The 26247-nt window shown below is 72.8% G+C and carries 21 protein-coding genes; 8 read left to right on the forward strand and 13 right to left on the reverse strand.

Annotated elements, in window-relative coordinates:
* The first annotated feature begins 158 nt into the window (after nucleotides 1–158).
* Entirely contained in the window at nucleotides 159–1421 is a 1263-nt protein-coding gene (locus LZ495_RS09135; protein ID WP_235051532.1) for a C40 family peptidase, read from the forward strand.
* 24 nt (nucleotides 1422–1445) lie between these two features.
* Here LZ495_RS09135 and LZ495_RS09140 read toward each other — a convergent pair whose 3' ends face one another.
* The 4 genes from LZ495_RS09140 to LZ495_RS09155 all read right to left on the reverse strand — a co-directional run bounded on the left by LZ495_RS09140 (nucleotide 1446) and on the right by LZ495_RS09155 (nucleotide 5457).
* Nucleotides 1446–2333 carry a LysR family transcriptional regulator gene (locus LZ495_RS09140; protein WP_235051533.1) on the reverse strand — a complete coding sequence of 296 codons (888 nt, stop codon included), beginning with the start codon at nucleotides 2331–2333 and terminating at the stop codon, nucleotides 1446–1448.
* A complete protein-coding gene (locus tag LZ495_RS09145) occupies nucleotides 2330–2923 on the reverse strand; it encodes a TetR/AcrR family transcriptional regulator (RefSeq protein ID WP_235051534.1) in 594 nt (197 codons plus the stop codon). The genes LZ495_RS09140 and LZ495_RS09145 overlap by 4 nt, the downstream gene beginning before the upstream one ends.
* A gap of 153 nt (nucleotides 2924–3076) precedes the next feature.
* Nucleotides 3077–4018, reverse strand: a complete 942-nt coding sequence (locus tag LZ495_RS09150) for an SDR family NAD(P)-dependent oxidoreductase (protein WP_235051535.1) — start codon at nucleotides 4016–4018, stop codon at nucleotides 3077–3079.
* Between the two features lie 35 nt (nucleotides 4019–4053).
* Complete coding sequence (locus tag LZ495_RS09155; RefSeq protein ID WP_235051536.1) at nucleotides 4054–5457, reverse strand: tetratricopeptide repeat protein; 1404 nt, start codon at nucleotides 5455–5457, stop codon at nucleotides 4054–4056.
* Between the two features lie 252 nt (nucleotides 5458–5709).
* On the opposite strand from LZ495_RS09155, the gene LZ495_RS09160 reads away from it, so the two are divergent.
* Entirely contained in the window at nucleotides 5710–8013 is a 2304-nt protein-coding gene (locus tag LZ495_RS09160; RefSeq protein WP_235051537.1) for an MMPL family transporter, read from the forward strand.
* Between the two features lie 133 nt (nucleotides 8014–8146).
* Here the strand turns inward: LZ495_RS09160 and LZ495_RS09165 are convergent, their stop codons facing one another.
* The gene (locus LZ495_RS09165) at nucleotides 8147–9361 is read right to left on the reverse strand and encodes a saccharopine dehydrogenase family protein (protein WP_235051538.1); all 1215 of its coding nucleotides are present in this window, start codon (nucleotides 9359–9361) and stop codon (nucleotides 8147–8149) included.
* Nucleotides 9362–9512: 151 nt separating this feature from the next.
* On the opposite strand from LZ495_RS09165, the gene LZ495_RS44765 reads away from it, so the two are divergent.
* Nucleotides 9513–10097, forward strand: coding sequence for a helix-turn-helix domain-containing protein (locus LZ495_RS44765; protein ID WP_235051539.1), 585 nt, complete (start codon nucleotides 9513–9515; stop codon nucleotides 10095–10097).
* A gap of 159 nt (nucleotides 10098–10256) precedes the next feature.
* The gene (locus LZ495_RS09175; protein WP_235051933.1) at nucleotides 10257–11786 is read left to right on the forward strand and encodes an APC family permease; all 1530 of its coding nucleotides are present in this window, start codon (nucleotides 10257–10259) and stop codon (nucleotides 11784–11786) included.
* Here the strand turns inward: LZ495_RS09175 and LZ495_RS09180 are convergent.
* From LZ495_RS09180 to LZ495_RS09190, 3 genes are all read right to left on the reverse strand, one after another.
* Complete coding sequence (locus LZ495_RS09180; protein ID WP_235051540.1) at nucleotides 11776–13839, reverse strand: ABC transporter ATP-binding protein; 2064 nt, start codon at nucleotides 13837–13839, stop codon at nucleotides 11776–11778. The two genes, LZ495_RS09175 and LZ495_RS09180, sit on opposite strands and share 11 nt — an antisense overlap.
* Before the next feature lie 143 nt (nucleotides 13840–13982).
* Entirely contained in the window at nucleotides 13983–14789 is an 807-nt protein-coding gene (locus LZ495_RS09185; RefSeq protein WP_235051541.1) for an SDR family NAD(P)-dependent oxidoreductase, read from the reverse strand.
* Between the two features lie 106 nt (nucleotides 14790–14895).
* The gene (locus LZ495_RS09190; protein WP_308267833.1) at nucleotides 14896–16572 is read right to left on the reverse strand and encodes a SpoIIE family protein phosphatase; all 1677 of its coding nucleotides are present in this window, start codon (nucleotides 16570–16572) and stop codon (nucleotides 14896–14898) included.
* Nucleotides 16573–16780: 208 nt separating this feature from the next.
* Between LZ495_RS09190 and LZ495_RS09195 the strand changes: the two genes are divergently transcribed.
* Together LZ495_RS09195 and LZ495_RS09200 are read left to right on the forward strand one after the other, a co-directional pair.
* Nucleotides 16781–17986, forward strand: coding sequence for a hypothetical protein (locus LZ495_RS09195; RefSeq protein WP_235051542.1), 1206 nt, complete (start codon nucleotides 16781–16783; stop codon nucleotides 17984–17986).
* A gap of 206 nt (nucleotides 17987–18192) precedes the next feature.
* Nucleotides 18193–19806, forward strand: a complete 1614-nt coding sequence (locus tag LZ495_RS09200; protein WP_235051543.1) for an MFS transporter — start codon at nucleotides 18193–18195, stop codon at nucleotides 19804–19806.
* A gap of 101 nt (nucleotides 19807–19907) precedes the next feature.
* Here the strand turns inward: LZ495_RS09200 and LZ495_RS09205 are convergent, their stop codons facing one another.
* From LZ495_RS09205 to LZ495_RS09215, 3 genes are all read right to left on the reverse strand, one after another.
* Complete coding sequence (locus LZ495_RS09205; RefSeq protein WP_308267835.1) at nucleotides 19908–20531, reverse strand: HAD family hydrolase; 624 nt, start codon at nucleotides 20529–20531, stop codon at nucleotides 19908–19910.
* Between the two features lie 52 nt (nucleotides 20532–20583).
* Nucleotides 20584–21624, reverse strand: coding sequence for a TIGR04222 domain-containing membrane protein (locus tag LZ495_RS09210; RefSeq protein WP_235051544.1), 1041 nt, complete (start codon nucleotides 21622–21624; stop codon nucleotides 20584–20586).
* 247 nt (nucleotides 21625–21871) lie between these two features.
* Nucleotides 21872–22525: a TetR/AcrR family transcriptional regulator gene (locus LZ495_RS09215; RefSeq protein WP_235051545.1), complete on the reverse strand. Its 654-nt coding sequence runs from the start codon at nucleotides 22523–22525 to the stop codon at nucleotides 21872–21874.
* A gap of 154 nt (nucleotides 22526–22679) precedes the next feature.
* Here LZ495_RS09215 and LZ495_RS09220 point away from each other — a divergent pair, with 154 nt between their 5' ends.
* Both LZ495_RS09220 and LZ495_RS09225 read left to right on the forward strand, forming a co-directional pair.
* Nucleotides 22680–23612: an NADP-dependent oxidoreductase gene (locus tag LZ495_RS09220; protein ID WP_235051546.1), complete on the forward strand. Its 933-nt coding sequence runs from the start codon at nucleotides 22680–22682 to the stop codon at nucleotides 23610–23612.
* The gene (locus LZ495_RS09225; protein WP_235051547.1) at nucleotides 23609–24958 is read left to right on the forward strand and encodes an MFS transporter; all 1350 of its coding nucleotides are present in this window, start codon (nucleotides 23609–23611) and stop codon (nucleotides 24956–24958) included. Before LZ495_RS09220 ends, LZ495_RS09225 begins: the two co-directional genes overlap by 4 nt.
* Nucleotides 24959–24969: 11 nt before the next feature.
* On the opposite strand, the gene LZ495_RS09230 is transcribed toward LZ495_RS09225, so the two are convergent.
* A complete protein-coding gene (locus tag LZ495_RS09230; protein ID WP_235051548.1) occupies nucleotides 24970–25452 on the reverse strand; it encodes a carboxymuconolactone decarboxylase family protein in 483 nt (160 codons plus the stop codon).
* A gap of 116 nt (nucleotides 25453–25568) precedes the next feature.
* Nucleotides 25569–26219, reverse strand: a complete 651-nt coding sequence (locus LZ495_RS09235; RefSeq protein ID WP_235051549.1) for an NADPH-dependent FMN reductase — start codon at nucleotides 26217–26219, stop codon at nucleotides 25569–25571.
* Nucleotides 26220–26247 lie beyond the last annotated feature (28 nt).

The raw sequence follows: 26247 nt of genomic DNA on the forward strand, positions 1-26247 counted from the left end.
CGGAACCCCCAATCAGGCCAATCGCCAAGGGCATCCGCCGTCTGCACGCCCCGTTCGTCTGCCCCGTCCGGGCACCCGGGTAGCCCGAACGGGCGGAATCGGCGGACACGCATCAGCCAGGTCCTCTTCCCCTCCCGGGTCCGTGATCGAGTGGCCGAGTGGGAGGACGACGATCAGGAAAATGCCGGCGCTGCTGCGCGGCACTGCTGCTCGGCGCGCTGACGCTCGGGCTGCCGGCCGCGGCGTACGCCGATCCGCTGCCCGTACCGCCGGCCGCCCCGGCGCCGGTGCCACCGGTCGCCGAACCGGCCTTGCAGAGCGGCAAGTTGCCGAGTTCCAGATCAGCAGTCGAGAACCTGCGCCCGGCGTCCGGCCCGCTCGCCGCCCTCACGCTGCCGTCCGCCCCGGCCACCGGCCCCGTCGGCCGCATCAGCCCCCGGACCCCCGCCGACCGCCTGCCGGGTATCGGCGAGACCCCGGCCGCGCAGATCCCGGCGGCCCCGCCCGACTTCGAACTCCTGCGCGTGGGACAGCGCATCGCCGTCCTCGCCAAGTCCATCGACGAAGCCGGAGCCCGCGCCGAGACCGCCCGCGCAGCCGCCGACCGCGAACGCACCCGCCTCGCCGAACTCCAAGGGCGGCAGGCGACCCTGCAAGCCCGGCTGGACGCGATGAAGGTCGAGATCGGCCAACTTGCCAGCCTGCAATACCGATCCGGCGGCGTCTCGCCGACCGCCGACCTCATCCTCAGCGGCGACGCGTTCGGCTACCTGCACATGGGCGCGGTCTACCGCCGCATCGCGGACGGCCAAGCGTCCCTGGAGAAGACCTACACCGAGCGCTACCACGATCTCGACGGCGTGGTAGCCGAAGCCGCCGCGGCAGCCCGCGCACTGGCCGTCGAGGAAGCCGCCGCGGCCCGCGAACTCACCACGCTGCGCGAGGCGTCCGCCGAGGCCACCCGGCTGCTCACCGGCCTCGACCTGGCCGGCCTGATGGCCGCTCCCGGCCACGACCCCGGTCCCGCGGCACGCACCGCGCTGCACTACGCGGTCTCCCAGATCGGCCGCCCCTACGTGTGGGGCGCCACCGGACCCGACTCGTTCGACTGCTCCGGACTCACGTCCCGCGCTTGGCAGTCCGCAGGCGCCACCGTGCCGCGGACGTCCCAGGAGCAGTGGGCGCAACTGCCCCGCATCCCGCTGAACGAGATGCGTCCGGGCGACCTCGTCGTCTACTTCCCCGACGCCACCCACATCGGCATGTACCTCGGCGCCGGCATCATGGTCCACGCCCCGCGCCCGGGCCGCCACGTCACCACGGCCAAGGTCGACTCCCTCCCCATCCTCGGAGTCGTCCGCCCCGCCGCCCCTGCCGCGCCCGCCGCCCCCGCAACGCCGCCACCCGCAGCGAGCAACTGAGGCTGTCGGCGGCCCGCGCGCGGGTCAGATGTACTCGGTCTCCTGGACGCCGCGGGACTGCGCGTAGGCGCACAGCGCGCGGGCCTCGGCGGAGAGGGGGCGGCGGGTCCAGGCGAGGGCCACAGTGCGGAGCAGCGGGGGAGAGAGCGACCGGATGGCCACCGTGGAGGCGAAGCGGGTGGCGAGGTCGCGGTACCAGAGGAGCGACCCGTGGCCGGCCGCGACGCACGAGACCCAGGCGCCGCGTTCGTCGGTCTCCATGACGATCTCGGGCTGGATCTCGTGGCGGCTGAACAACTGGTCGAACTGTCTTCGGCGCACGCTGCCCGCAGCGGGCATGATCATCGGCAGACCCTGCATGTCCGGCCAGGCGACCGGGTCGGGCAGCTGGAGGCCGGGCGGCGAGACGAGCACGATCTCGTGGTGGGCGAACGGCTGGACGCGCAGGTCGGAGGGGACCGGCAGATCGATCATGACCATGTCGATCGCGTTCTCGCGCAGGGCCTCGACGGCCAGATCCGGGCTCTCGTACGGCTGGACGTCGATGCCGATGCGGGGGTGGCGGTTCCGGAACGGCGGCAGGATCGTGGTGATCAGCTCGATGGCCAGGCTCTGCGTCGAGCCCAGCACGAGGCGGCCGGTCGGCTCCGGGATGTCGGCGGGCGCGAAGGTGTCCTCGATGGCCCGCACCCCGGTGAGGATGCGTTTGGCCAGGTGCGCGATGCGGGCGCCCTCGGGAGTGGGCGCCACGCCGCGGCCCGAGCGGACGAACAACTCGGTGCGCAGCTCGCGTTCGAGGGCCTGCAGGGCGCGCGAGAGAGCCGATTGGTCGACGAAGAGCGCCTGTGCGGCGGCGGTCATGCCGCCGTGCTCGACGACCGCGAGCAGGTAGCGCAGTTGCTGGAGGGTCACTGATCCCCCGTCCCGGCGGCGGCATCCGCTCGGAGGATCGCGAGGAATGCGCCGCGGATCTGCTCGGGGGCCAGGGGTTCCGGCGAGACGAGGCCCAGCATGGAGAGCCCGTCCATCGCGGCGGTCAGCGCGAGCGCGGTGGCCGGCGAGGTCATGCGGGACAGCATGGCGACCGTCGCGGTGGTGTAGACGGTGGCGAGTTCGCGTAATTCCGGGTGCCGCATGGCGGCCACGCTCAGCTCGAAATCGACGACGACCTGGTGCCGGTGGTCGCGGTGCGCCATGACGATCAAGTCGGTCAGCGCGGTGGCGAGTTCCTCGGGGGAGGGGCGGCCGAGCTCCTCGGCCCAGCCGTGCATCCAGCCGACGTAGCGCCGCACGACGCGCTGCAGCGCGGCGTGTCGCAGGTCGCCCAGGGTGGCGAAGTAGTACGTGGTGGAGCCCAGCGGCACGTCGGCCTGCTTGGCCACCGCCCGGTGGGTGAGGCCTTCCAGGCCGTGCGCCAGCAGGACTTCCTCGGTGGCCGCGATGACCCGCTCGCGGCGCTGCGGATCTGCCGGACCACGCCGGGCACGGTCGTGCGACAACATCGGGTCCCCCTCCCACGGATGCCGTAACACCGTACAGAGAACCGGAACACGTGTACACAGATTCGCGGCGAAGGCCCGGCGAAGGGCAGGGCCGCGACAGGCGTCCGTGGCAGGAGGATGATCGGACGACGGATTCCGTCGTGGACCAGCGGGTCAGTTGACGGCTTCGGCTGCCGCGGAGGCGTCCGGCTGCGCGTCCGGCCGCGGCGCGGGCCAGCCCGGGACCAGCCCGAGGTCCTTGCAGACCTTCTGCGCGCGCACGATCTCGCCGCAGTACGCGTCGGCTTCGGGCGCCGACGCCAGCCACCCGATCACCTCGCCCGGCACCTCGGCCGGCGCGCTGCGGAAGTGCGCGCTCAGGTGCGCCGCCGACCCGCGGGCCTTCTGCGCCTCGGTCACGATGTGCCCCGGGTCGACGTTGTACGCGCGCAGCCCGCGGTCGCGGTACTCGGCGTGCAGCACCCCGGCCACGCGCGCGAAGGCCGCCTTCGAGGCGGCGTACGCGACGCCCCAGCCGCCCGAACCGGCCGGGCCGGGCGGGTTGAGGGTGGCCGATCCGGAGGTCATGTTGATCACGTACGACCGCTCGTGCTCCAGCAGGTGCGGCACCAGGCGCTGGATCAGGACGAGTTGGTGGAGGTAGTTTCCGGTCAGCATGTTCTGCGCGGCGTCCAGCGGCAGGTCGAGCAGCCGGTCCATGGCGCCCGGGCCCTGGTAGATCGCGTTGTTGAACAGCACGTCGACCCGGCCCCACGCGTCCAGCGCGGCATCGCAGGCCGCGTCGAGCGAGGCCCGGTCCATGAGGTCCATGCGCAGCGGCAGCGCGCGGCGGCCCAGCGCGGTGATCTCGCGCGCGGTCGTCTCCAGGCTGCCGGGCACGGCCACCGCGGCCTGCCCGCTGCCCGAGGTGGTCGGGCCGGTGCGGCCCTCGCCCTCGTGCACGGTGCGCGCGGTCAGCACGATGTCGTAGCCCGCGCGGGCCAGCGCCAGCGCGCCGCAGCGGCCGATGCCGCGGCTCGCGCCGGTCACGAAGGCGACCGGCGCGCCTGCGGATCGGCGGCCGGGGGACTGGGGTTCGGTTGCCGGGGTGCCCATGATCGCACCCTTGCAGAATTAGTTGACCATGTCCATCACTTGGTGGCGTCGACCAGCTCCCCGGCCCGGCGCCGGGCCGCGGCCGCCTCGGCCGCCCGGCCCAGCCGGTCGGCCAGCCGGGCCTGCGCCAGCCAGTTGTAGGGACTGCTGGGCCGGACCCCGATCCGCTCGCTCAGCAGCGTGCGCGCCACATCGTCCCGGCCGGCCCGCAGCGCCGCCTCCACCAGCGTCTTCTGCACCGCGTCCCGCTGCGCGTGGCTGCCGCCGTAGGTGTTGAGCCGGTGCCGCAGCGGCAGCAGCAGGTCGACGGTCTGGTCGTAGCGGCCCTGCGCATACGCGATCAGCGCCCGCCCGACCGGCACCCCGATCTCCTCGGTCATCGCGTGGTTGGCCACCCCCGGATGCGGGGCGGCCAGCCAGACCTGCCGCTCCTTGACCAGCGCCTCGGCGTCCGCGATCCGCCCCGCGCCCAGGTACGCCATCAGCGCGTGCACGTCGTTGAACGCGTAGTACGGCCCGTCCCGCCGCGCCGCCCACGCGTCGGCCAGCCGCGCCCAGCGCTCCGACTCGTCCTCGCCGGCCAGCAGCAGCCGCCACAACAGCGCCGAGGCGTCGAGGAGTTCCATCGCCAGGCCCTCGGACTCCGGGGTGTGGATGGACGCGTCGTAGATCTCCAGCGCCTGCGCGGTGTTCCCGGACTCCAGCGCGTACAGCGCGTAGTGCCACCAGTTGTGCACGTTCAGGTAGTTGCCGCTCGACCAGTCGTCCGTCCGGGCGTCCAGGTACGCGATGCCCTCCGCGAACCGGCCCTGCATCTCGTACGTGTGCACCACCGCGTGGATGCCCCACACGTCCCGCGGATTCGCCTCGACCGCGGCCAGCCCGACCTGCTCGGACCGGTCGTAATGCCCGGCCTCCTCCAGGCCGAACGCGAACATCCCCAGCAGCAGGCCGTAATGCGGATCCGCGTCGTCCCACGCGGACAGCACCCCGCCCACCCGGTCGCGCAGCTGCACCGCGTTGCCGGTGAAGAAGTCGATCTGGTGCCCGACGGCCAGCGCGAGCAGGTCGCGCGGGTACGCCACGCTCACCTCGCCGAGCAGCCGCCCGGCCTTGTGGATGTCGCCCTCCAGCCAGGCCGACACCGCGTCCACATGGGCGAGTTCGCGCGGCGTCGCGGCCGCGCGGTCCAGCCCGGCACGGAACCGGCCGAACCATTCGAGCGTCTGCGCGGCGTCCTTCTCCTCGGTGCCGAGGAGCCCCAGGTACGCGGCGAACACCTGGGCGGACGGCGAACCCGGGGCCGCCTCCACCGCGCCCGCCGCCGCCTCGGCCACCGCCGGACGCAGGAACAGCATGTCGTCCAGGCCCTGTTCGAGCAGGGCTGCGGCCTCCGCGCCGGTGTCCGTCAACGCGTGCCCATGCCGGTCGGCAGTCATGGCAACTCCCCATCCCGGGCGGACGGCCCGCCCGACGTTCCGGTCTCCATTGTCCGCCGCAGTTGCCGCCGGTGGGCTCAGGCAACGCCGAACAGTGGGTCTGGACCCACCCCTGCCGGGCGCCTGGGGCCAATGTCCGCACCCCGGCGGCCCAGAAGACTCGAACCCGTGAGCAGGACCGACACACCGCACACACCGCAGACACCGGGAACACCGCACACCGGCATACCGAATCGAGGGGACGGGACCGCCATGGGAGCCGACCGCACGCCGTACCAGCCGTACGAAGGGCACGAGGCGTATGCGCCGCAGCGGCCGGACGGCGCCGCACACCGGCCGCAGTACGCAACGCCGCGGCCCGGGCACGCACCGCCGCGCCGGACCGCCACCGTGCGCCTCGCCCGGTGGAGCGCCACCCACCCGTGGCGGGCCATCGGCATCTGGGTGGCCATGGTCATCGCGTGCCTCGTGGTCGGCGGCATCGCCGGCACCGAGAAGGCCACCAACGCCGACATGGGCGTCGGCCAGTCCGGCCGGGCCGGCGAGATCGCCCGCGAATACGGCCTGGTCGCCCCGGCCTCCGAGAACATCCTGATCACCGCCGAGCAGGGCACCCTCGACCAGGAGGCGGGCCGCCGGGCGGCCGCCGCGATCGCGGCGAGCGCCGCAGGGCTGCCGGACGTCGCGAAGGTCGGCGAGGTCGCCGCCGCCGCGGACGGCAGCGGCTTCCTCGTCCCGGTCGACCTCAAGGGCGACCCGGACAAGGCCCAGGACCACGTCGGCGACCTCGAGAAGGCCGTCGCGCAGGCCGACAAGGACCATCCGGGCCTGCGCATCGAGCAGTTCGGCGACGGCTCCGCCGGCAAGGCCATCGAGAAGCAGATCGGCAGCGACCTCGCGCAGGCCGAGCTGTTCAGCCTCCCGGTCACCCTGCTCATCCTCATGGTCGCGTTCGGCGCGCTGATCGCCGCATCCGTGCCCGTGGTCCTCGCGATCACCGCGGTCGCCGCCTCGATCGGCCTGTACGGCCTCGCCTCCGCGGTCTTCCCCGACCCGGGCAGCGCGGCCAACGTGATCATGATGATGGGCATGGCGGTCGGCGTCGACTACTCGCTCTTCTATGTGCGCCGCGAACGCGAGGAGCGCGCCAAGGGCCGCACCCGCGTCGACGCCATCGAGATCGCCGCGGCCACCTCGGGCCACGCGGTCGTCGTCTCCGCCTTCGCCGTCGCGGTCGCGATGGCCGGCATGTACGTGGCCGGCGACGCGATCTTCTCCGGCCTGGCCACCGCGGGCATCATCGTCGTGGTCGTCGCCTGCGCCGGCTCGCTGACCGTGCTCCCCGCACTGCTCGCCAAGCTGGGCAACAAGATGGACCGGCCGCGCATCCCCGTGCTGTGGCGGCTCAGCAGCCGCCCGGAGAGCGAGCCGCGCATCTGGAAGGCCATGCTGCGCCCCGCCCTGAACCACCCGCGCGCGACGCTCGGCATCTCGGTCGCGGCCCTGATCGCGCTCGCGCTGCCGGCCTTCGGGATGAAGCTGCAGAACACCGCGGTCGACGACTTCCCGCGCGAGATGCCGGCCATGCAGACCTACGACCGGCTGACCGCCGCGTTCCCGAACGAGCACTCGCCCAGCGGCATCGTCGTCCTCGCCGCGCAGGGCCGGGAGGCCGCGACGCGTGCCGCACTCGACCAGGCGGTGGCCCGGACCGCCGCCGACCCGCTGTTCACCAAGGACCCGGCGGAGATCCGCGTCTCGGCGGACGGCCGCGCCTTCGCCGTGCAGGTCACCTCGCCGTACGGCAGCAGCAGCGACGAGGCGAAGGACGCGCTCGCCGCGCTGCGCGGCGACATCCTGCCCGGCACGGTCGGCAAGGTGCCCGGCGCGGAGTTCGCGGTGGAAGGCGAGACCGCCGAGAACGTCGACTACGCGGCGCACGTCAAGGACAAGCTGCCGCTGGTCATCGCCTTCGTGCTGCTGCTGACCTTCGTGATGATGGCGTTCACGTTCCGGTCGGTGGTCATCGCGCTCAGCGCGATCGCCATCAACCTGCTCTCCGCGCTCGCCGCGTTCGGCCTGCTCGTGGTGGTGTTCCAGTACGGCTGGGGCGAAGGCCTGCTGGACTTCACCTCGAACGGCGCGGTGATCTCCTGGCTGCCGCTCTTCCTGTTCGTGGTGCTCTTCGGCCTCTCGATGGACTACCACGTCTTCGTGGTCAGCCGGATCCGCGAGGCCGCCGAGACCGGGCTCGACACCAAGCGCGCGGTCGAGAAGGGCATCACCGGCTCGGCCGGCGTCATCACCAGTGCCGCCGTCGTGATGGTCTCGGTGTTCGCGGTCTTCGCCACGCTGAGCATGATCGACATGAAGCAGATGGGGTTCGGCCTCGCGGCCGCGGTCCTCATCGACGCGGTCGTGGTCCGCATCGTGGTGCTGCCCTCGCTGATGGTCCTGCTGGGCGACCGCAACTGGTGGCCGGGCAAGGTCCCGGGCGCCCGGGCGCAGCGGCAGGTGTCCGACCAGGCGTATGAACCGGCCCGCTCGGTGGGCTGAGCCGGTACGGCAAGACCGGCGGGGCACGGACCACCGCACAGGACGAAACGCCGTGCCGCAGGGAAATGCCGCGAGGCGCGGGAGGAGACCTCCCGCGCCTCGCGGCGTTCTGCCTGCCCGCCCTACTGCCCGCCTACTGCTCCCGCATGCCCCACGGGGAGCCGTACGCGGTGAGCAGGTCCAGGAACGGGCGCGGCGGCAGCGCCTCCGGGCCCAGCACCCCGGCACCCGACCAGGTGCCCGCCGCCATCAGCTCCAGCGCGACCACCGGGTTGATCGCGGTCTGCCACACCACGGCCTGCGAGCCGTACTCCGCCATCGACCACTGGTTGTCGACCACGTGGTAGAGGTACACCTCGCGCGCGGCGCCGTCCTTGACGCCCTTGACCCAGGTGCCCGCGCAGGTCTTGCCGTGCATGCGCTCGCCGAGCCCGGCCGGGTCCGGCAGGCACGCGGCGACCACGTCGCGCGGGGACACCTGCACGCGGCCCTGGTCCGAGGCGACCCCGACCGGCTCGGTGCGGTCCAGGCCGAGCTTGTGCAGCGTCTTGAGGACCTCGATGAACTCGTCGCCGAGCCCGTACTTGAAGGTCACGCGCTTGGCGTCGACCCAGCGCGGCATGAGGAGGACCTCCTCGTGCTCGACGTTGACGCACTCCACCGGGCCGATGCCCTCGGGGAAGTCGAAGACCTCCGGCTCGCTGAACGGCGGCGTGGTGAACCAGCCGCGCCCGGCCTCGTAGACCACCGGCGGGTTGAGGCACTCCTCGATGGTGGTCCAGATCGAGAACGACGGCGCGAAGTCGTAGCCGTCCACGGTCAGGTTGGCGCCGTCGCGCACCCCGATCTCCTCGATCTCGTCGAAGAGTTCGTCGGCGGCGTAGCGGGCGAAGACGTCCGAGAGACCGGGCTCGACGCCCATGCCGCACAGCGCCAGCCGGCCGGCCTGCTCCCATTCGCCGGACATCGCGAACTGCTCGTCGCCCAGCTTGACGCCGGTCAGCGCATGCGGCTGCTCGGGGTGCGGGTACGACAGCGACATCGCCATGTCCAGGTAGTTCGCACCGGCCGCCAGCGCGGCCCGGAACAGCGGCATCACGAAGCGCGGGTCGGTGGCGTTGAGCAGCACGTCGCAGCCGGTCTCGGCGAGCAGCGCGGTGACCGCGGCGGTGTCCGAGGCATCGACCCGGGCGGCCGAGAAGCGGTCGTCGGCGACCGCGGCGACCGCCTTGGCGGCGCGCTCGGGGTCGTAGTCGGCGACGACCATGTGGGCGAAGAAGTCCCGGCGGGCCGCGATCCGGACGACCGCCGAACCGACGCCGCCCGCTCCTACCAGCAGGATCCGCATGCTGAACGCACTTCCTTAACCGGCGCGGGGGCCGCGCCGTACCGCCGAATGAACGGGTCGTTCATCCGGACTGAACAATTTGTTAAGTGGACGCTAGCACGTCCGGCGCGGCGGTTTGCCCGGTTGTCGCCGTGCTCGCTAGGTTGCGCCGGTGCACATCGGAGAACGGGTCCGCGAATACCGCCTCATGCGCAGACTGACTCTCCGTCAGCTCGGTGCTGCGGCGGGTGTCAGCGCGAGCTTCCTCAGCCAGCTGGAGAACGGCCGCACCGACGCCAGCGTCGGCTCGCTGCGCAAGCTCGCCACCGCGCTCGGCGTGTCGGTCGCCGACCTCATCGAGGCGGGCCCGCCGGCCGGCCACCGCGTGCTGCGCCGCGCCGACCGCCCCGAGCTCGGACTCGGCGCGGGGGCCCGCAAGTTCATGCTGACCCGGCCGCCGCTGCGGCACCTCGAGGTGTACGCCACCGAATTCGAGCCCGGCGGGTCCACCGGCGACGACCAGTACGTGCACGGCGACGCGCAGGAGATCGTCCTGGTGCTGCGCGGCCGCGCCCGGCTGCTGCTCGGCGACGAGGAGCACGACCTGGCCGAGGGCGACAGCGTCGAGTACGCCACCTCGGTCCCGCACCGGCTGGTCAACCCGGGCCCGGAGACGGCCGAGGTGCTGTGGATCATCAGTCCGCCAACGCCGGACGCCGAGGTGCACAGGCCGCAGACTCCCGATGAATCCCCTTGAATACCAACGAATACCAACGAAAAGAAAAATAGCCCGCAAGGGTCGTGAACTGCGTCACCCCGCGTGCCGACGCGTGTCGGAAAGGGGCTAAGGTCCCCCCTTGTGTACGACACGAACGTCCAAGGCGCAGGAGCTGCGCCGCCTCGCATTCCCAGCCAGATGGGCTCCGGCGACGGCAACGCCAAAGGCAAAGGGCTCGGAAAAGGCTCCATAGGCCTGCTCGGCAGCACCGTCCTCGGCCTCTCCTCGGTGGCCCCGGTCTACGCCCTGACCTCCACGCTCGGCCCCACGGCCGGCGAAGTCGGCGTACACCTCCCGGCGATCTTCCTGGCCGGCTTCCTGCCGATGCTGCTGGTGGCGTTCGCGTACCGCGAGCTGAACCGCCGCATACCGGACTGCGGTACGTCCTTCACCTGGACGGTCAAGGCGTTCGGTCCCTGGGTCGGCTGGATGTGCGGCTGGGGCATGATGCTCTCCACCATCATCGTGCTGGCCAGCCAGGCGGGCGTGGCGACGTCGTTCCTGTACCTGACCGCGGGCGAGGCGTTCAACAGCGACTGGATCGCCGGCCTCGACGACAACAAGCCGGTGCACGTCGCCACGTGCCTGGTCGTCATCGCCGTCGCCACGGTGCTCAGCTGCCGCAAGATGACCGACGGCAAGGTCCTCCAGTACACGCTGGTGTTCTTCCAGATGGCCGTGCTGACCGTCTTCACCGTGGTGCTCTTCCTGCGCGTCGCCGAGGGCGGGACCCCCGGCTCGCTCGACTTCTCGTGGTCCTGGCTGAACCCGGCCAGCGGCTTCTCGGTCGCCGCGTTCACCGCCGGTCTGTCGCTGTCGATCTTCATGTACTGGGGCTGGGACACCTCGCTGTCCGCCAACGAGGAAACCGTCGGCAGCACCCGCACGCCCGGCCGCGCCGCGCTGCTGGCCATGGTCATCCTGGTGCTCTCGTACTGCCTGTGCGGCATCGCCGCCCTCATGTACGCCGGCACCGGCACCGAGGGCCTGGGCCTGAACAACCCGGACACCCAGGACAACGTCTTCGCCGCCCTCGCCGACCCGGTCCTCGGCTCCTGGCTCGGCCTCGCACTCTTCCTCGCCGTGCTGGCCAGCTCCGCGGGCAGCCTGCAGACCACCTTCATCCCCGGCGCCCGCACGCTCCTGGCGATGAGCGCCTACAAGGCCCTCCCGGCGAAGTTCGCCGCCGTGCACCCCCGCATGAAGACCCCCGTCTTCGCCACCGTCGTGCAGGGCGTGGCGACCGGTGTCTTCTACGCGGTGATGACCTTCCTCAGCGAGAACGTCCTCGTGGACGCCATCTACGCGCTCGGCCTCATGATCTGCTTCTACTACTCGCTCACCGCCTTCGCGTGCGCGTGGTACTTCCGGCACGAGGCGATGCGCTCGGTCCGCGACTTCGCGGTCAAGTCGGCCATCCCGATCGTCGGCGGCATCATGCTCTCCGCGGTCTTCCTCAAGACCCTGTACGACATCTGGGACCCGGCCTACGGCAGCGGCTCGCAGATCTTCGGCATGGGCAGCGTCTTCCTCATCGGCGTCGGCCTGCTGGTCCTCGGCGTGTTCGTGATGCTGGCGGTCAACGTCTTCCAGCCCGCGTTCTTCCGCGGCGAGACGCTGAACGCGAAGACCGCCGTGCACACCGAGGACGACCTGCTCAGCGACTGACCCGTCCGTCGCCGTTGGCGGCGCGGTCCGCCCCCGCCGGGCGGGCCGCACCGTCCTTGTCCCCCTTGCTCCCCTTGCCGTCCGCGTACTGCGCGGCCTGCATCGTGTACATCTCCGCGTACCCGCCCCCGCTCGCCATCAGCTCCGGGTGGCTGCCCTGCTCGGTCAGCCGCCCGTGGTCCAGCACGAAGATGCGGTCCGCCAGCCGGGTGCTGGCCAGCCGGTGGGTGATCAGGATGACCGTCTGCCCCCGGTCGGCCAGTTCGCGGATCTTGGCGAACGCGGCGATCTCCGAACGGGCGTCCAGCGCGGACGTCGGCTCGTCCGCGATCACCAGCGCGGCATCGCGGAACCGCGCCCGGGCCAGCACCATGCGCTGCCACTGGCCGCCCGACAGCGCCACCCCGCCGACGTAGGAGCGGTCCAGCAACGTACGCCAGCCCTTGGGCAGTTCGTCGATCACCGCATCGGCCTCGGCGTACTCCGCGGCGGACACCAGTGCGGGCTGCGGCGCCGCGGCCGGACCGGGGAGGTCGGCCGGACCGGGGGAGTCGGCCGGTCCGCGCGGCCGGCCGATCGCGATGTTCGCCGCCGCGGTGAACGGCCACTCGGTGAACGACTGCGACACCAGCGCCACATGCCGGAACAAGTCGTCGCGGTCCAGCCGCCCGTCGTCGGTGCCGTCCCACAGGATCCGCCCCGCCTGCGGCCGGTACAGCCCGGCGATCAACTTGGCCAGCGTGGTCTTGCCCGAACCGTTCTCGCCGACCAGCGCCACGATCTGGCCGCGCCGGATGGTCAGCGACACGGCGTCGACCGCGGGCTTCTCGCGGTCCGCATACGTGTACGACACCTCCTCGAGGGCGATCTCGTCCGGGAACCGCTCCACCGGCACGCCCCCTTCCGGGATCGCATGCTCGTCGGCCAGCACGCACGCCCGCTCGTAGTCCGCCAGGTACAGCGACTGCCGGTACGTCATCTGCACCTGCGTGACCAGCCGGCCGAGCCCGCCGGTCCCCGTCCGGATCGCCAGCACCGCGGTCCCGGACGCGGCCAGCCCGGTATGCCCGTTCAGCACCAGCCAGCCCAGCACCAGATACGTGAGCAGCGACGCCAGTCCGGACAGCGCCGACGACCCCAGGTCCGTCACCGCCTCGGCCCGGGCCAGCCGGCCCGCCTCGGCCTCGCCCGCGGCCGCCATACGGCGGTAGTGGTGCAGCAGATACCGCCCCACGCCGTGCACCCGGACCTCCTGCGCCGACTCGCGGTCCCGCAAGTGCCAGGCCAGCTCGGCCTGCTGCCGGTTGTGGTCGATCCACGCCTGGGTGGACCGGTAGCGGCGCCGCGCGTCGCGCACCGCACCCCACGCCTGGGGGAGGGTGATGAGGAACAGCAGCGGCAGCAGCACCGGGTGCAGCACGGTCAGCACCACGCTTGCCGCGGCCAGCGAGATCAGCGCGTTCACGATCCCGACGCTGTAGCCGACCATCTGCCGCGACGCATCGGTGCCCCACGAGGCGGACTGCAGCAGCCGCTTGAAGTCGCCGTCCTCCAGCTTCTCCATCTCCACCCGGGCCACCTTGGTCATCAGGGTGACCTCCGCGGCGCGCTCGACCTTCGGTTCGAGCCGGCCCGCGGCAATGGTGGACAGCGCCCGCAGCAGTGCGGTCAGCGTCCCGGACACCGCCACCGCGATCAGCGCGGGCAGCGCGTTGCGCACCCGGTCCGGCGTCGGGCCCTGCGCGAACAGCCCGACCAGCACCTCGTTCGTGGCCAGCAGGCTGAACGCGCCGGTCAGCCCCTGACCGAGCTCGGCGGCCGCGACCACCAGCGTGGCATTGCGGTCGGTACGCGCCGCCAGCCGCACGGACCGCGCCACCAGGCGCGGGAGTTGGCGGAACGTGTCCACCAGCGACAGTTCCAGATGCGCCTCGATATGCCTGCGGTAGCCGTGGTCGTACTCCAGCGATCCGCCGAACAGCTCCTCGCCGGAGGCGATCCCGGCCGCGATCGTCTCCGCCGCCTGGTCGCGGCGCCGCTTCCTGCTCCCCACCCGATCCCCCCGTGCCCTGCCGTCGCCGCGCGGACGCGAACGAACAATCGAGTTGTCGAGTGTCGCGCGCCGCGCCGCCCGGGCCAAGGACCGAACCGGGGGCGCGCGAAGCACCGGGAGCGAAGGGGCTCCGGTACGCGCCCCTACATGTGGGTGCCGCCGTCGATGCGGATCTCCGTCCCGGTCACGAACGCCCCGTCGTCCGAGGCCAGCATCGCCACCACGCCCGCGACCGCCTCGGGCCCGGCGAAGCCGAACGGCGAATCGCCGGGCTTCAGGGCAGGCATGAGCTTGGCGAACAGCGCCATGTCGGCGTCCTCGGGGATGCCCGGCCCGCGGTTCTCCCCGCTGGCCCCGGATGCGTCCGTCATGCCGCTGCTGATCGACCCCGGCGCCACGGCCACCGCGCGCAGCCCGCGCCCGGCGTACTCCAGCGCGATCGCATGCGTGAACGACTGCACGCCGCCCTTGCTCGCCGCGTAGGCCGCCATGTACGGATGTGCGAACGACGCCGACGTGGAACTGAAGTTGACCACCACACCGCGCCCGCTCGCGAGCAGCGCGGGCAGCGCCTCGCGGGTCACCAGGAACGTCCCGGTCAGGTTGACCCGCAGCACCTGGTCCCACAGGTCCAGCGACATCGACTCGGTGTGCGCCGAGCGCAGGATGCCCGCGGCGTTGACCAGCACGTCCAGCCCGCCCAGGTCGGCGATCGCGGCCGGGACCACGGCCCGTACCGACTCCTCCGCGCCGATGTCCACCACGATCGTGGTCAACCGCTCCAGATTGCCGTCCAGTTCGGCGCGGGCCGCGGTGTCGTCCAGGCCGGTCCGCGCGATGTCCGCGGCGGCCACCGTGGCGCCCTCGTCGAGCAGCCGCAGCACGGTGGCCTGGCCGATGCCCGAGCCGCCTCCGGTGACGAGGGCGTGCCGGCCGGTGAAGCGCTCCATGGTCCTTGGCCTTTCGGTGTCCCGGGTCCGGTGCCCGGTAGTTCGGATGCAGTGCGGGTGCAGTGTGGGTGCAGTGCGGGTTTCAGTGCCGGCTTCGGTGCCGGCTTCAGTGCGGGCGGATCCGCGAGGCGAGCAGCGCGATGTCGTCCTCGGCACCTCCGCCCAGCGCCTCGAGGACGGTGTCGAGCAGCTCGTCGAGGCTGCCGTCGACCGGGAGTTCGAGTGCGGTGAGGCGGCGCAGCGAGGCGTCGATGTCCTCGCCGCGGCGCTCCACCAGCCCGTCGGTGTACAGCAGCAGCACCGGACCGGGCCAGGACGGCACGTCCACCGCCTCGTAGCCGCCCACCCCGGTGCCCAGCGGCGGCCCGCCCGGCACGTCGAGCAGGCGCACCCCGCGGCGGCCCACCACGGCCGGCGGCATGTGGCCCGCGTTCGCCATCGTGCACACCCCGGAGGCCGGGTCGACGACCACCAGCAGGCAGGTCGCGGCCCGTTCGAAGCCGGCCGCGGCGATCATCGTGTCCAACCGGTCGAGCATCGCCTCGGGCCCGAGGTCCTCGGTGGCCAGCGCGCGCAGCATGGACCGGTAGTGGCTCATCGCCACCGCCGCCTCCACGCCGTGCCCCATCACGTCGCCCATCACCTGGAGCGTGCGCCCGCCGGACAGCGCGATGGCATCGAACCAGTCGCCGCCGACCAGCACCGTCGCCCCGGCGGGCCGGTAGCGCGAGGCGATCTCGACGTCCGGGTGCGGGCCGCGGGGCTCGTTGAGCAGCGCCTGCTGGAGTTCCAGGGCGATACCGTGCTCGTGCGTGTAGTGCACCGCGTTGTCCAGCGTCACCGCGGCCCGCCGGGCCAGTTCCTGCGCGGCCGCCACGTCCGCGGCCTCGAAGCCGGGGGAGTCGCCGGCCCGCAGCACGGTCATCGCGCCGATCGCGTGGTCGCGCGCGGTCAGCGGCACCACCATGCCCGAATGCACCCCGGCGGCCAGGTAATTCGCGACCCGCGCGATGTTGGGCGCGGCCTGCCGCATGGCCGCCACCGAGGCGAAGTTGTCGACCACCGGCGTGCCCGCGGCCAGGCACTGGTGGATGGCCGAGCCCTCCTGGAGGTCCACCGGGCCGCCCGGATGCTCGACGGCGTCCGCGACGGTCCGCAGCGCCGGGACGTACGCCAACCCGGCCCGGTGCATCCGCAGCACCCCGTGCACCGGGCCGCGCCCCAGGTCGGCGTGCCCGTGCGGGAAGATGTCGACGGCGACCATGTCGCCCAGCAGCGGCACCGCGAAGTCGGCCAGTTCGGTGCATGTGGTGTCCATGTCGAGCGTGGTGCCGATGTGCTGCATCGCCGCGTCGAACAGCGCCAGGCGCTTGTGCGCCAGTTCGGCTTCGAGGTGCGCGTGCTCCGCCTCGCTGACCTCCACCACGATCCCGGCCAGGCCGAGCACCCGGCCGTCCCGCTCGATGCGGTGGTAGACGCCGTGCCAGAAGCGCAGCGGATGCGGGGAGTCGGCCCGGGTCTGGCCGCTCGTGGTGATCTCGCGCGGCTGCCCGTCGGCGAGCAGCGCGCGCAGTTCCGCCTCGTTGGCGTCCAGGCCGGGCAGCACGTCGGCGATGGTGCGGCCCAGGTGCTCCTCGGCCGGGACCCCGTTCATCCGGGCCAGCGCCGGGTTGACGTACGCGTAGCGCAGCTCGGCGTCCAGGATCCCGACGCCCGCCGAAGTGCCGTCGAGCAGCAGCGCCAGCATCGGCTGGTCGACCCACGGCAGCGCACCCGATGACACCGGCGTCCTTTCCCGGGCGTTGTCCGATGTCGGCCGGTCCGACCGCCCGGAATCCATCGTCCGCCCGCGATCGGCGGGCCGCACGTCGTCCAGGGCCGCACGGGTGGTGCCGCGGACCGGAAACCAACGGCTTGGGAACTACGGTGGGCCGATCACCGTTGGCTCTCCGTAGCCAGTCCGCCGGCACCGACGATTCGAGGTCGCACCCGTGTCCCAGGCTCTCGGCGAGGTACGCGCGGGCCCGAAGGCGACCGGCGCGGCCGCGGCGCCGGCCGAGGCAGCGCCCGGCCTGTCGAAGCGGGGGCGGCGGGCGGTCCTGGCCGCGGCGCTCGGCTGCGTCCTGGTCGCGGTGTACACCGGCAGCCGCATGCCGAGCGCCTGGGCCGCGACCCTGCAGACGGTCGGCCTCCAGGACGGCTTCCGGCGGCGCTTCGCAGTCGGCACGCTGACCGGGCCGGTGCTCGACGTGACCGGGCACCGGTACGAGCTGCTGGCCGTGCTGTCGTACCTGGTCCTCGCCGCGCTGCTGGCGGTCCTGGTCCGGGAGGCCGTGACCACCGCGCAGCCTGCGCGGCGGCTGCTGGTCTTCGCGTTCCTGCTGCTCCCGACCGGCGGCTACCTCGTCCACGAGGTCGGCTACTTCGACCAAGTGCTCTACCTGCTGCTGTTCGGCGCGCTGCGGCTGCTCGGCAAAGGCCGGTGGACGGCGGCCGCACTGCTGATGGCGGCCGCGATGTGCGTGCACGAGATCGCCGCGCTGACCGTGCTGCCGGTGTTCGTGCTGGCCTGCGCCCGCTGCCTGCCCCCGGTCCGCGCGCTCGCCGCCGCCCTGCCCGCGGCGGCGGCCGGGCTGTTCGTGCTCGCCGCCCCGCCGACCCCGCCGGCCGCCTCGGCGGACCTGCAGCGCAGCCTCGCCGCCGAGGGCTTCCCGGTACGGCCGGACGCCCTGGACCTGTTCGCCCGTACGCAGATGGACAGCTGGCGGCTGTACTCGCCGGCCGACGTCCTGCTCTTCCTGCTGCCGCTGGCCCTGTTCGCCGCGGCAGCGCTGATCCTGGCCGCCCGGTGCGGGCCGCGGCGGGACCGCCCGCTGCTCCTGGGCCTCTCGCTCGGCGCGGCACTCGCGCCCGTACTGGCCGCGTTCGCGGGCTGGGACAAGGAGCGCTGGGCGTTCCTGCTGATCGCCAATTTCTTCCTGGTGCTCTGGCTCCGAACGGGTGATCTGCGCATCGGCGCCGGGCTCGGCATCGGCAGCCCGCAGGTCGCCGTCGTGGCGGTCGCGCTGCTGCTCACCGTGCACGTGCCGCTGAAGTACTTCGACGACTTCAAGCCGCGGCCGCTGACCGGCCCGGGCATCGGGAAATTCTGGGTGGACGTCTCATCGGGCCACTTCTTCGCCACGCCCCGCCGCTGATCCGGACGGGGGCGCGCGTTCCCCGGGCGTGGCCGGAAACCATCGGTTCGGTGGGCTCCGGAGGACAAAAACGCCTCTTCCCATTGCACGGCTCTTGCTGTTAGGTCCCGCTGCGGAATCCGCAAGATCCGGTTCCGCACCCGGCCGCCTCCGTCCGTCGGCCTGCTCCGCCATGCCCACCCACCCGCCCCCACGGGAGTCCACGCATGTCCGAGAACCTGGAAGAGTCCCCCGCACCACCCGGCCCCGCGGCCGGCGACGACGTCACCGGACGCCTCGAAGGCGCCTCCAAGGCCCGCGTGTTCAGCGTCCTCGCGGTGATCGTGCTGTTCTCCGAGGTCGTGCCGCTGCAGTACTCGATGGTGTCCACCGCGGTCCAGAAAGTCGGCATGGACTTCCCGTCGGCCGGCGACAACATCAGCTGGATGATCATCATCCTGGGCCTGGTGGGCGGCGCCACCACGCCCATCCTGGGCAAACTCGCCGACCTGGTGGGCAAGAAGCTCGTGCTGTTCGGCTGCAGCATCGCCTTCCTGGCCGGCTCGCTGCTGTGCGCGCTCACCGAGAGCTGGGCGATGTTCCTGGTCGGCCGCGGCCTGCAGGCCGTCGCGTTCGCGATGGCGGCCATCGCGGCCGGCCTGATCCGCGACCTGATGCCGCGCAAGTACGTGCCGCTGTCCATCGGCGTCATCGCCACCGGCTTCGGCGTCTCCGCGCTGGTCTCGCCGTTCCTCACCGGCTGGCTGACCGACCACTGGAGCTGGCGCTCGATCTTCTGGTTCCTGACGATCTACATCCTGGTGCTGATCCCGGTCTTCTGGATCGTGGTGCCGGAGACCAAGCTCAAGGTCAGCCAGAAGCTCGACTGGCTCGGGTCGGTCCTGGTCGGCGCGGGCGCCGCGCTCGCCCTGGTCTACATCTCCAACGGCCAGCAGTGGGGCTGGGGGCGCTTCTCCGCGTACATCTACCTCATCGGCGGCATCGCCCTGCTGATCGCGTTCTACCTGTGGGAACTCCGCGCCCCCGAACCGATCATGGACCCGAAGCTGCTGCGCACCCCGCGCGTCTCGATCGTCCTGGCGGTCGGCCTCTTCGCCAACATGATCATCGGCGTGCAGGCCTACGCGATCGCCTACATGGCCCAGATCGACAAAGAGTTCGTGGACGGCAATGTCATCGCCGGATTCGCCGAGAAGTCCGGCTTCCCCGCCGAAATGCTGAGCCAAGTCCTCGTCTTCGACGGCGACTTGAGCTACGCCCTCGGGTTCACCCTGATGGCGCTCGCGCTGCACATCACGGCCTGGCAGGCCATCCCGGGCATGTTCACCGGCCCGGCGGCCGGCGAATGGGGCAAGCGCACCGGACTGCGGCAGCCGTACCTGGCCTCGATGGTCATCATGACGCTCACCATGGTCATGTACGCGCTGTGGCACGGCAGCTGGGTGCAGTTGCTGCTGATCAGCATCCTGTTCGGCATCGCCTTCGGCATGTACTACGGCGCCGCCAACAACCTCATCGTCGAGGCCGTGCCGCAGGAGCAGCAGGGCATCGGGGCCAGCATGCTGGGCCTGACCCAGTCGTTCGGCAGCGCGGTGGGCACCGCCATCCTCACCGCGATCGTGTCCGCCCACCCGTACCAGGTGATCACCCCGGACGCGCCCGGCAACCCGTCGCAGACCATCGACATCCCGCAGGTCTACACCGACGAGGGCTGGACGCTGGTCTTCTGGGCGATGGCCGCGGCCGGCCTGGTGTGCGTGGTCCTGGTGTACGTCATGCGCGCCGGGCGCACCCCGGCGACCGGCGGCACCCTGCACTGAACCGGCGGGGGGGGGGGGGGGCCCGCCCCCCCCCCCCCCCCCCCCCCCGACTCCGCTCACCCGCCGGCCCGTTCGCGGGTGCGGCGCGGCGTATGCCCCGCTCAGGGCGCGGCGCGGTACGCGTCCAGCCAGGCCGGGAAGCCGGTCAGATCGGCGAGCACCGCGTCCGCGCCTGCGGCGGCCAGGTCCGACGCGCTGATCGGACCGGTGGCCACCGCCACCGACACCGCACCCGCGGCCCGCGCACCCCGGATGTCGCCCAAGTGGTCGCCCACGTACACCGAGGCGCCGTGCTCGCGCAGCGCCGCCCCCTTGCCGTCGCTCCACAGCCCGCCGACCACGTCGTCCACCGCCAGGCCCAGGTGCTCGACGTGCAACTCGGCGTTGCGCTGGGCCTTCGCGGTCACCAGGACCACCCGGCCGCCGTGCCGGTGCACGGCCGCGAGCGCTTCGTGCGCGCCGGGCATCGCGTCGGTGCCGGAGACCGCGAGGGCCGGGTAGATCGCCCGGTAGCGGTCCGCCGCCGCGGGGACCTGCTCCGCGGGGAACCACTGCGCCAGTTCCTGTTCCAGCGGCGGGCCGAGGCGCGACACCACCAGATCGACGTCCACCGGCACACCGGTCTCGTCGGAGAGCAGCTGCATGGCAGCTCCGATGCCCTTGCGGCCGTCGATCAGCGTCATGTCCAGGTCGAAGCCCACCACCAGTTTGTCCACGTCGAGCACAGTAACCCGCGCTCCTCGCCCGCCCGGTACGCCCCGGCCGTCCCCTCGCCGGTCAGGCGTGCGGGTGGTTTTCCCATGGCGGCCGCTGCTCGGCCTGCGGCGCGCCCGCGCCGCCGCCGTACATGCCGGGGCCGGTCGGCCCCTGGCCGGGAATCGCACCGGCGCCCGGTGCAGCGCCGGGTGCGGCGGGCTCGTTGGCGGCCCGGTAGGCGTCCGCGTACGTGGTGCCGCCCAGCCGGCCCTTCGACTCGACCGCGTCCTTCCACTGCTCCTCGGTCCAGCCGTCGCTGACCACGCGCCCCGCGGTGACGCGCGCGGCCTGCAGGAACACCTCGCGCAGCAGCGGGTCGTGAATGCGTGTCAGGCCGTAGAGCGCCACTTCGCCCAGTCCCTTGCCACCGGGCACCGCATCGCCGAGCCGCTGGACCACGGCCGGGTCCCGGACCAGGTTCCACAGGTGGAACAGCGCCATGTCGTTGAGCGGCGCGCGCAGCTTGTCGTAGCTGGTGAAGAGGAAGTAGTGCAGGGCCAGGCACAGCAGCGTGCCGAAGATCGCGACCACCAGATTGGCCACCCACAGGCCGGTGTCCTCGGACGGCGAACCGGCCAGCGGCTCCGCGAACAGCCCGGCGATCACCACCAGGGGGATCACGGAAAGCGTGACGCGTACCGGGCGCAGCTTGCTGTTGCGGGCCGACGGGTTGAGCAGGCCGGCCGCGAAGACCCGGTCGCGGACCGCGGTCACCGCAGGGTTCGCGGCGACCGCGAGCCGGGACCCGGCGACCGTGGCGCTGTCGCCCGCGGCCTGGGCCGCGGCGTCCACCGCGGCGGCGAAGGGGTCGGTCGGCGGGCCCTGCGGGCGCAGCACGAGGCGGCCGTTCTCCGCGACCGAGACCGCGCCGCGCCCGGCCGCGGCGAGCAGCGCGATGTCCGCGGTGCGCCCCGGGCCGCCGGCCAGGAAGGCGAGTTGGTAGAGGTCGAGCGCGTCCGGCGCCGGCGACGCCGCCCGCGCCGAGCGGGCCGCCTTCAGTGCGGGCGCGGTGACGGCCGCGGCCGCCACGAACAGAACCAGGCTCAGGATGAGCCACACCATGACCGATTCCCCCTCGTCTCTCTCGTCGCGCGTCGTGCTCGTTGTGCCTACTGTGCCTACTGTGCCTGCTGTGCCGGTGATGCGGGCCGGTCCCGGCGCGCGCCACCCGGTCCGGACGGGGACCACCCTTGCACGGCCGTGCGGGCTGCCGCCGAGGTGTTTGGCCCCCGGCGTCCGGCGAAAGCGATTCGTGAGGACCTGTTCAACCGTCGTTCGCCTGGGGCGGCCGGACCGCCGCGACCGGACTTCACGCCTCGGGGCTGCGCCACAGCTCCGCGTACCGGGCCATCGTCGGCGCATGGCCCGGCAGCGGCGGGTCCGGCTCCCCGGCCCGGGACCTCAGCCCGTCGAGCAGCAGCGCGACCAGGCGGGCCCGTACGTTGGGGTCCTCGCCGGTGGGGACCGGCGGGCGGCGCGCGAACTGCTCGATCACCGCGAAGACGTCGATGGTGGTGGCGTCCGGGCGGAGCACGCCGGCCCGGTGTGCGCGGGCGACGACCTCGTCGGCGAGCCGGTCGGCACGGTCCCCGGCCGCGGCCATCTCCGCGGTGAAGGCGACCGTCCCGGCGACCGGTGCCAGCGAGGCCGGCCCGAAGTCGACGCAGGCGCGGACGTAGTGCGCGAATCCGTCCCAGGGGTCCGGCACTTCGAGTGCGGCGCGGGCCGCCTCGGCGTACTGGTCGGCAGCCAGCACGCAGAGGCGCTGCAGCAGCTCTTCCTTGGTGCCGTAGCGCCGGTACAGCGAGGCGATGCCGACGCCGGCGCGTTCGGCCACCGCCGAGACCGGGGCGTCGGCGCCCAGCGTGCTGAACACCTCGCGGGCCGCGGCGAGGACGCGAAGGTCGTTTCGCGCGGCCTCGGCCTGCCGACCGCGTTTGCGCGGGCTTTCGCCGGTAGTCATGACCCCAGAATAAGCATTGCGGAGCGGACCGCTCCGATATAGATTGCCGGAGCGGTTCACTCCGTTATTCATCCGCCGGTCCACCCCGACCGGATACCCGGCGGACTTCCAGGGATCCGCACCGGGATCCGCACCGAGAGAGGCAGGGACTCCCATGCGCGCAGCGGTCGTCACCACGTTCGGCGGACCCGGGAACCTGCACCTCGCGGAGATCCCCGCGCCGCGGCCCGCGGCCGGCGAGGTCCTGGTCCGCATCCGCGCGGCAGGCATCCTGCCCTTCGACACCGGGCTGCGCGCCGGACACATGCCGCCCGCCATGACGCCCGGATACCCGGAGCATCCCGTGGTGCCGGGCAACGAATTCGCCGGGACGGTCGCCGAAGCCGGCGCCGGCGTCACCGCCTTCGCACCGGGCGACGACGTCCTCGGCTTCACCACCACCGGCGCGTACGCCGAGTACATCGCGGTCCCGGCCGGCAACCTCGCCGCGAAGCCCGCCGGCATGCCGTGGGACGTGGCCGCCGCCCTCTCCGGCAACGGCCAGGGCGCGCACATGGCCCTGCGGCAGCTCGGCGTCGGCCCCGGCGACGTCCTCGTCGTGCACGCGGCCGCGGGCGGACTGGGCACCATCGCGGTCCAGCTCGCCCGGCACTTCGGCGCCGCCAAGGTGATCGGCACCGCGAGCGAGGCCAACCACGACTATCTGCGCTCGCTCGGCGCCACGCCGGTCACCTACGGACCCGGGCTCGTCGACCGGATCCGCGCGGCCGCCCCCGAGGGCGTCGACGCCGCGCTGGACGCCGCCGGACCGGAGGCGCTGCACGCCTCGGTCGAACTGGTCGAGGACCGCAAGCGCATCGTCACGATGATCTCCGACGCCGAGGCCCGCGAACTGGGCCTGCCCGAATGGTCCGGCGTCCGCACCGGCGAACGCCTCGCCGAACTCGCCGACCTGTGGACGCAGGGCGCGTTCACGCTGCACATCCGCGCCGCCTACCCGCTCGCCGAAGCCGCCGACGCGCACCGCGCGATCGAGACCGGGCACGGCCGCGGGAAGCTCGTCCTCACCGTCGGGGAGGACGCATGACCGCCGCGGAGCCCGGTCTCGATCGCGCGGTGCGCGGCCGCGACCTCTTCGCCGACCGGCGCTTCCTGATCCTCTTCGCGGCCCGCACGATCTCGGTGCTCGGCGCGTCCTTCGGGCCGGTGGCCCTCGCCTTCGGCGTACTGGACCTGCCCGGTGCGGACGCCACCACCCTGACCATCGTGCTGACCGCCCAGACCGTGCCGCAGGTCGCCGGGATGCTGTTCGGCGGCGTCATCGCCGACCGCATGCCGCGGTTCCGGCTCATGATGGCGGCCGAACTCCTGTCCGCGGCCGCCTCCGCGGCGCTGGCCGTGATGTTCGTGACCGGACACGCCCCGGTCCCGGCGATCGCCGGGTTCGCCGCCCTCACCGGACTCGCGCTCGCCTTGTACTATCCGGCGCTGACCGGCGTGGTGCCCGACGTGGTCGCCGCCGACCGGCTGCAGACCGCCAACGGCGTGCTGCGGCTCGGCGTCAACAGCGCCCGCCTGCTCGGCATGGCGCTGGCCGGCGTCACCGTGGCGGTGGTCGGCGCGGGCTGGGCACTCGCGGTCAACGCGGCCGGATTCCTGCTCTCCGTCGGGCTGATCGCCACCCTGCGCGTGCCGCCCCGGACCGACCGGGCACGCACTTCCGTGCTCACCGACCTGCGCGAAGGCTGGCAGGAGTTCTCCGCCCGGCAGTGGCTGTGGGCGATCGTCCTGCAGTTCGCGTTCGTGGTGGCCGCCATGCAGGCCGCCTTCGGCGTGCTCGGGCCCGTCGTCGCCAAGGCCGAACTCGGGGGCGCCCCGGCCTGGTCCGCGATCCTGGCCGCGCAGGGCGCGGGCACGATGATCGGCGTGGTCTTCGCGATCCGCATCCGCCCGCGCCGCCCGCTGGCCGTGGCCACCGTGTCGACGTTCGCGATGGCCGTGCCGATCACCCTGCTCGGCCTCGGGGCACCGGTGTACGTGGTCGCCGCCGGCGCGTTCGTCATGGGCGTCTCGCACGACGTGTTCGGCGTGCTCTGGGAGACCACGATGCAGCGCGAGATACCGCGCGAGGCGCTCTCCCGGGTCAGCGCCTACGACGCCCTCGGCTCGTTCATGTTCGGACCGCTCGGCCTCATCGCCGCCGCACCCCTCGCGGACGCGGTCGGGGCGCGGCACGCGCTGCTGCTGTGCGCGGGCCTGATCGTGCTGGCGACCGCCGCTGCGCTGTGCGCCCCCGAGGTCCGCAACCTGCGGGCACCCGCGAACGCCGCCCGGCCCGAGGAGGGCACCGGTTCCGCGGCCGCCGCGCTGCCGGTGCCGGACGGGACGCCCGACGCGGTCCCCGGCCCCCGCGGCTCGGCCCCGGTGCGCTGACCGGCGCGCCGTCAGTCCGGCGGCTCCTCGGCCCGCGGCACGGGTGCCTGCAGGCGGGCGGTCACCGCTATCCGGTTCAGCGCATTGGTGACCGCCACGGTCAGGATCAGATTGCCCAACTGCTGCGGCCCGAAGTGGCGTTCGGCGGCCGCGTAGACGTCGTCCGAAACGCCCTCGGGCCCCAGTCGGGTGACCGCCTCGGCCAGCGCCAGCGCGGCACGCTGCGAGGCGGAGAACAGCGACGACTCGCGCCACCCGGCCAACTGGTGCAGCCGCTGCGGCGATTCGCCGAGCCGCAGCGCCTCGCGGGAATGCCGCTCCAGATGCAGTGCGCAGCCGTTCAGCTGCGAGGTGCGCAGTTTGACCAGCTCGCGCAGCCGGTCGTCGACCAGGCCGTCCCGCCGGATCAGGGTGTCCAGCCGGGCGAGCGCCTGGTAGCCGCCGGACGCCGCGGCGGGCAGGTCGATGCGCTGACGGTACACAAAGGACTCCATGTTCAAGGGTGTTCCGGCCGGCGGCCGGGGGGCGGCCGCCGGCCGGACGTACGCGAAGCCCGCGGCGCAGCCGCCGCGCGGCCCGAGCCGCTCGGCTCCGCACGTGCTCCGGTGGTTCAGGCGGCGAACGGGCGCGCCTCGCGGCCACGCCGCAGCGTCACCGCCCACCACGCCAATTGGTCGAGCAACGCCTGTGCCGCCGCCGCGCATTCGGCCGGCCGCCGCGGGGCGCCCTGCTCGTCGAAGAGCTCCCAGGCGTACGGCAAGGCCACGTGCCCGCGGACCGGCACCGCATGCATGTCGGCGAACAGCGGGCGTACTTCCTCGACCGCGCGCCGGCCGCCGATCGCGCCGCCGTACGACACGAACCCGACCGGCTTGGCCCGCCATGCCTCGCAGTGCCCGGCGATCAGCTCGCGCAGCGCACCGAGATTGCCGTGGTGGTACTCGGACGTCACCACCACATAGGCATCGGCCGCGTCGAGCCGGCGCCGCACCGTGAACGCCGAGGAGAACGGCACCGCCGGGTCGGTCGGATCGGTATCCGGCGGAAGGCGTTCGCCGACGTCGAACGGCAGATCGACCTCGGCCAGGTCGATCACGTCGATGTCCAGTTCGTCGCGCTGCTCGACCTGGCGGATGAACCAGTCGGCGACCACGGTCCCGTGGCGCCCGGCCCGCACGCTTCCGATGATCACGGCCAGCCGGAACGTCTCGACGCCCATGTCGCGGGGGTAGTCGTCCTCCGGTGTCGTGCTCGTGCCCATCCGGTCCTCTCTCGGCAGTGGCGATGGA

Origin of the sequence: Yinghuangia soli, from assembly GCF_021502675.1 — a bacterium.
Taxonomy (GTDB): domain Bacteria; phylum Actinomycetota; class Actinomycetes; order Streptomycetales; family Streptomycetaceae; genus Yinghuangia; species Yinghuangia soli.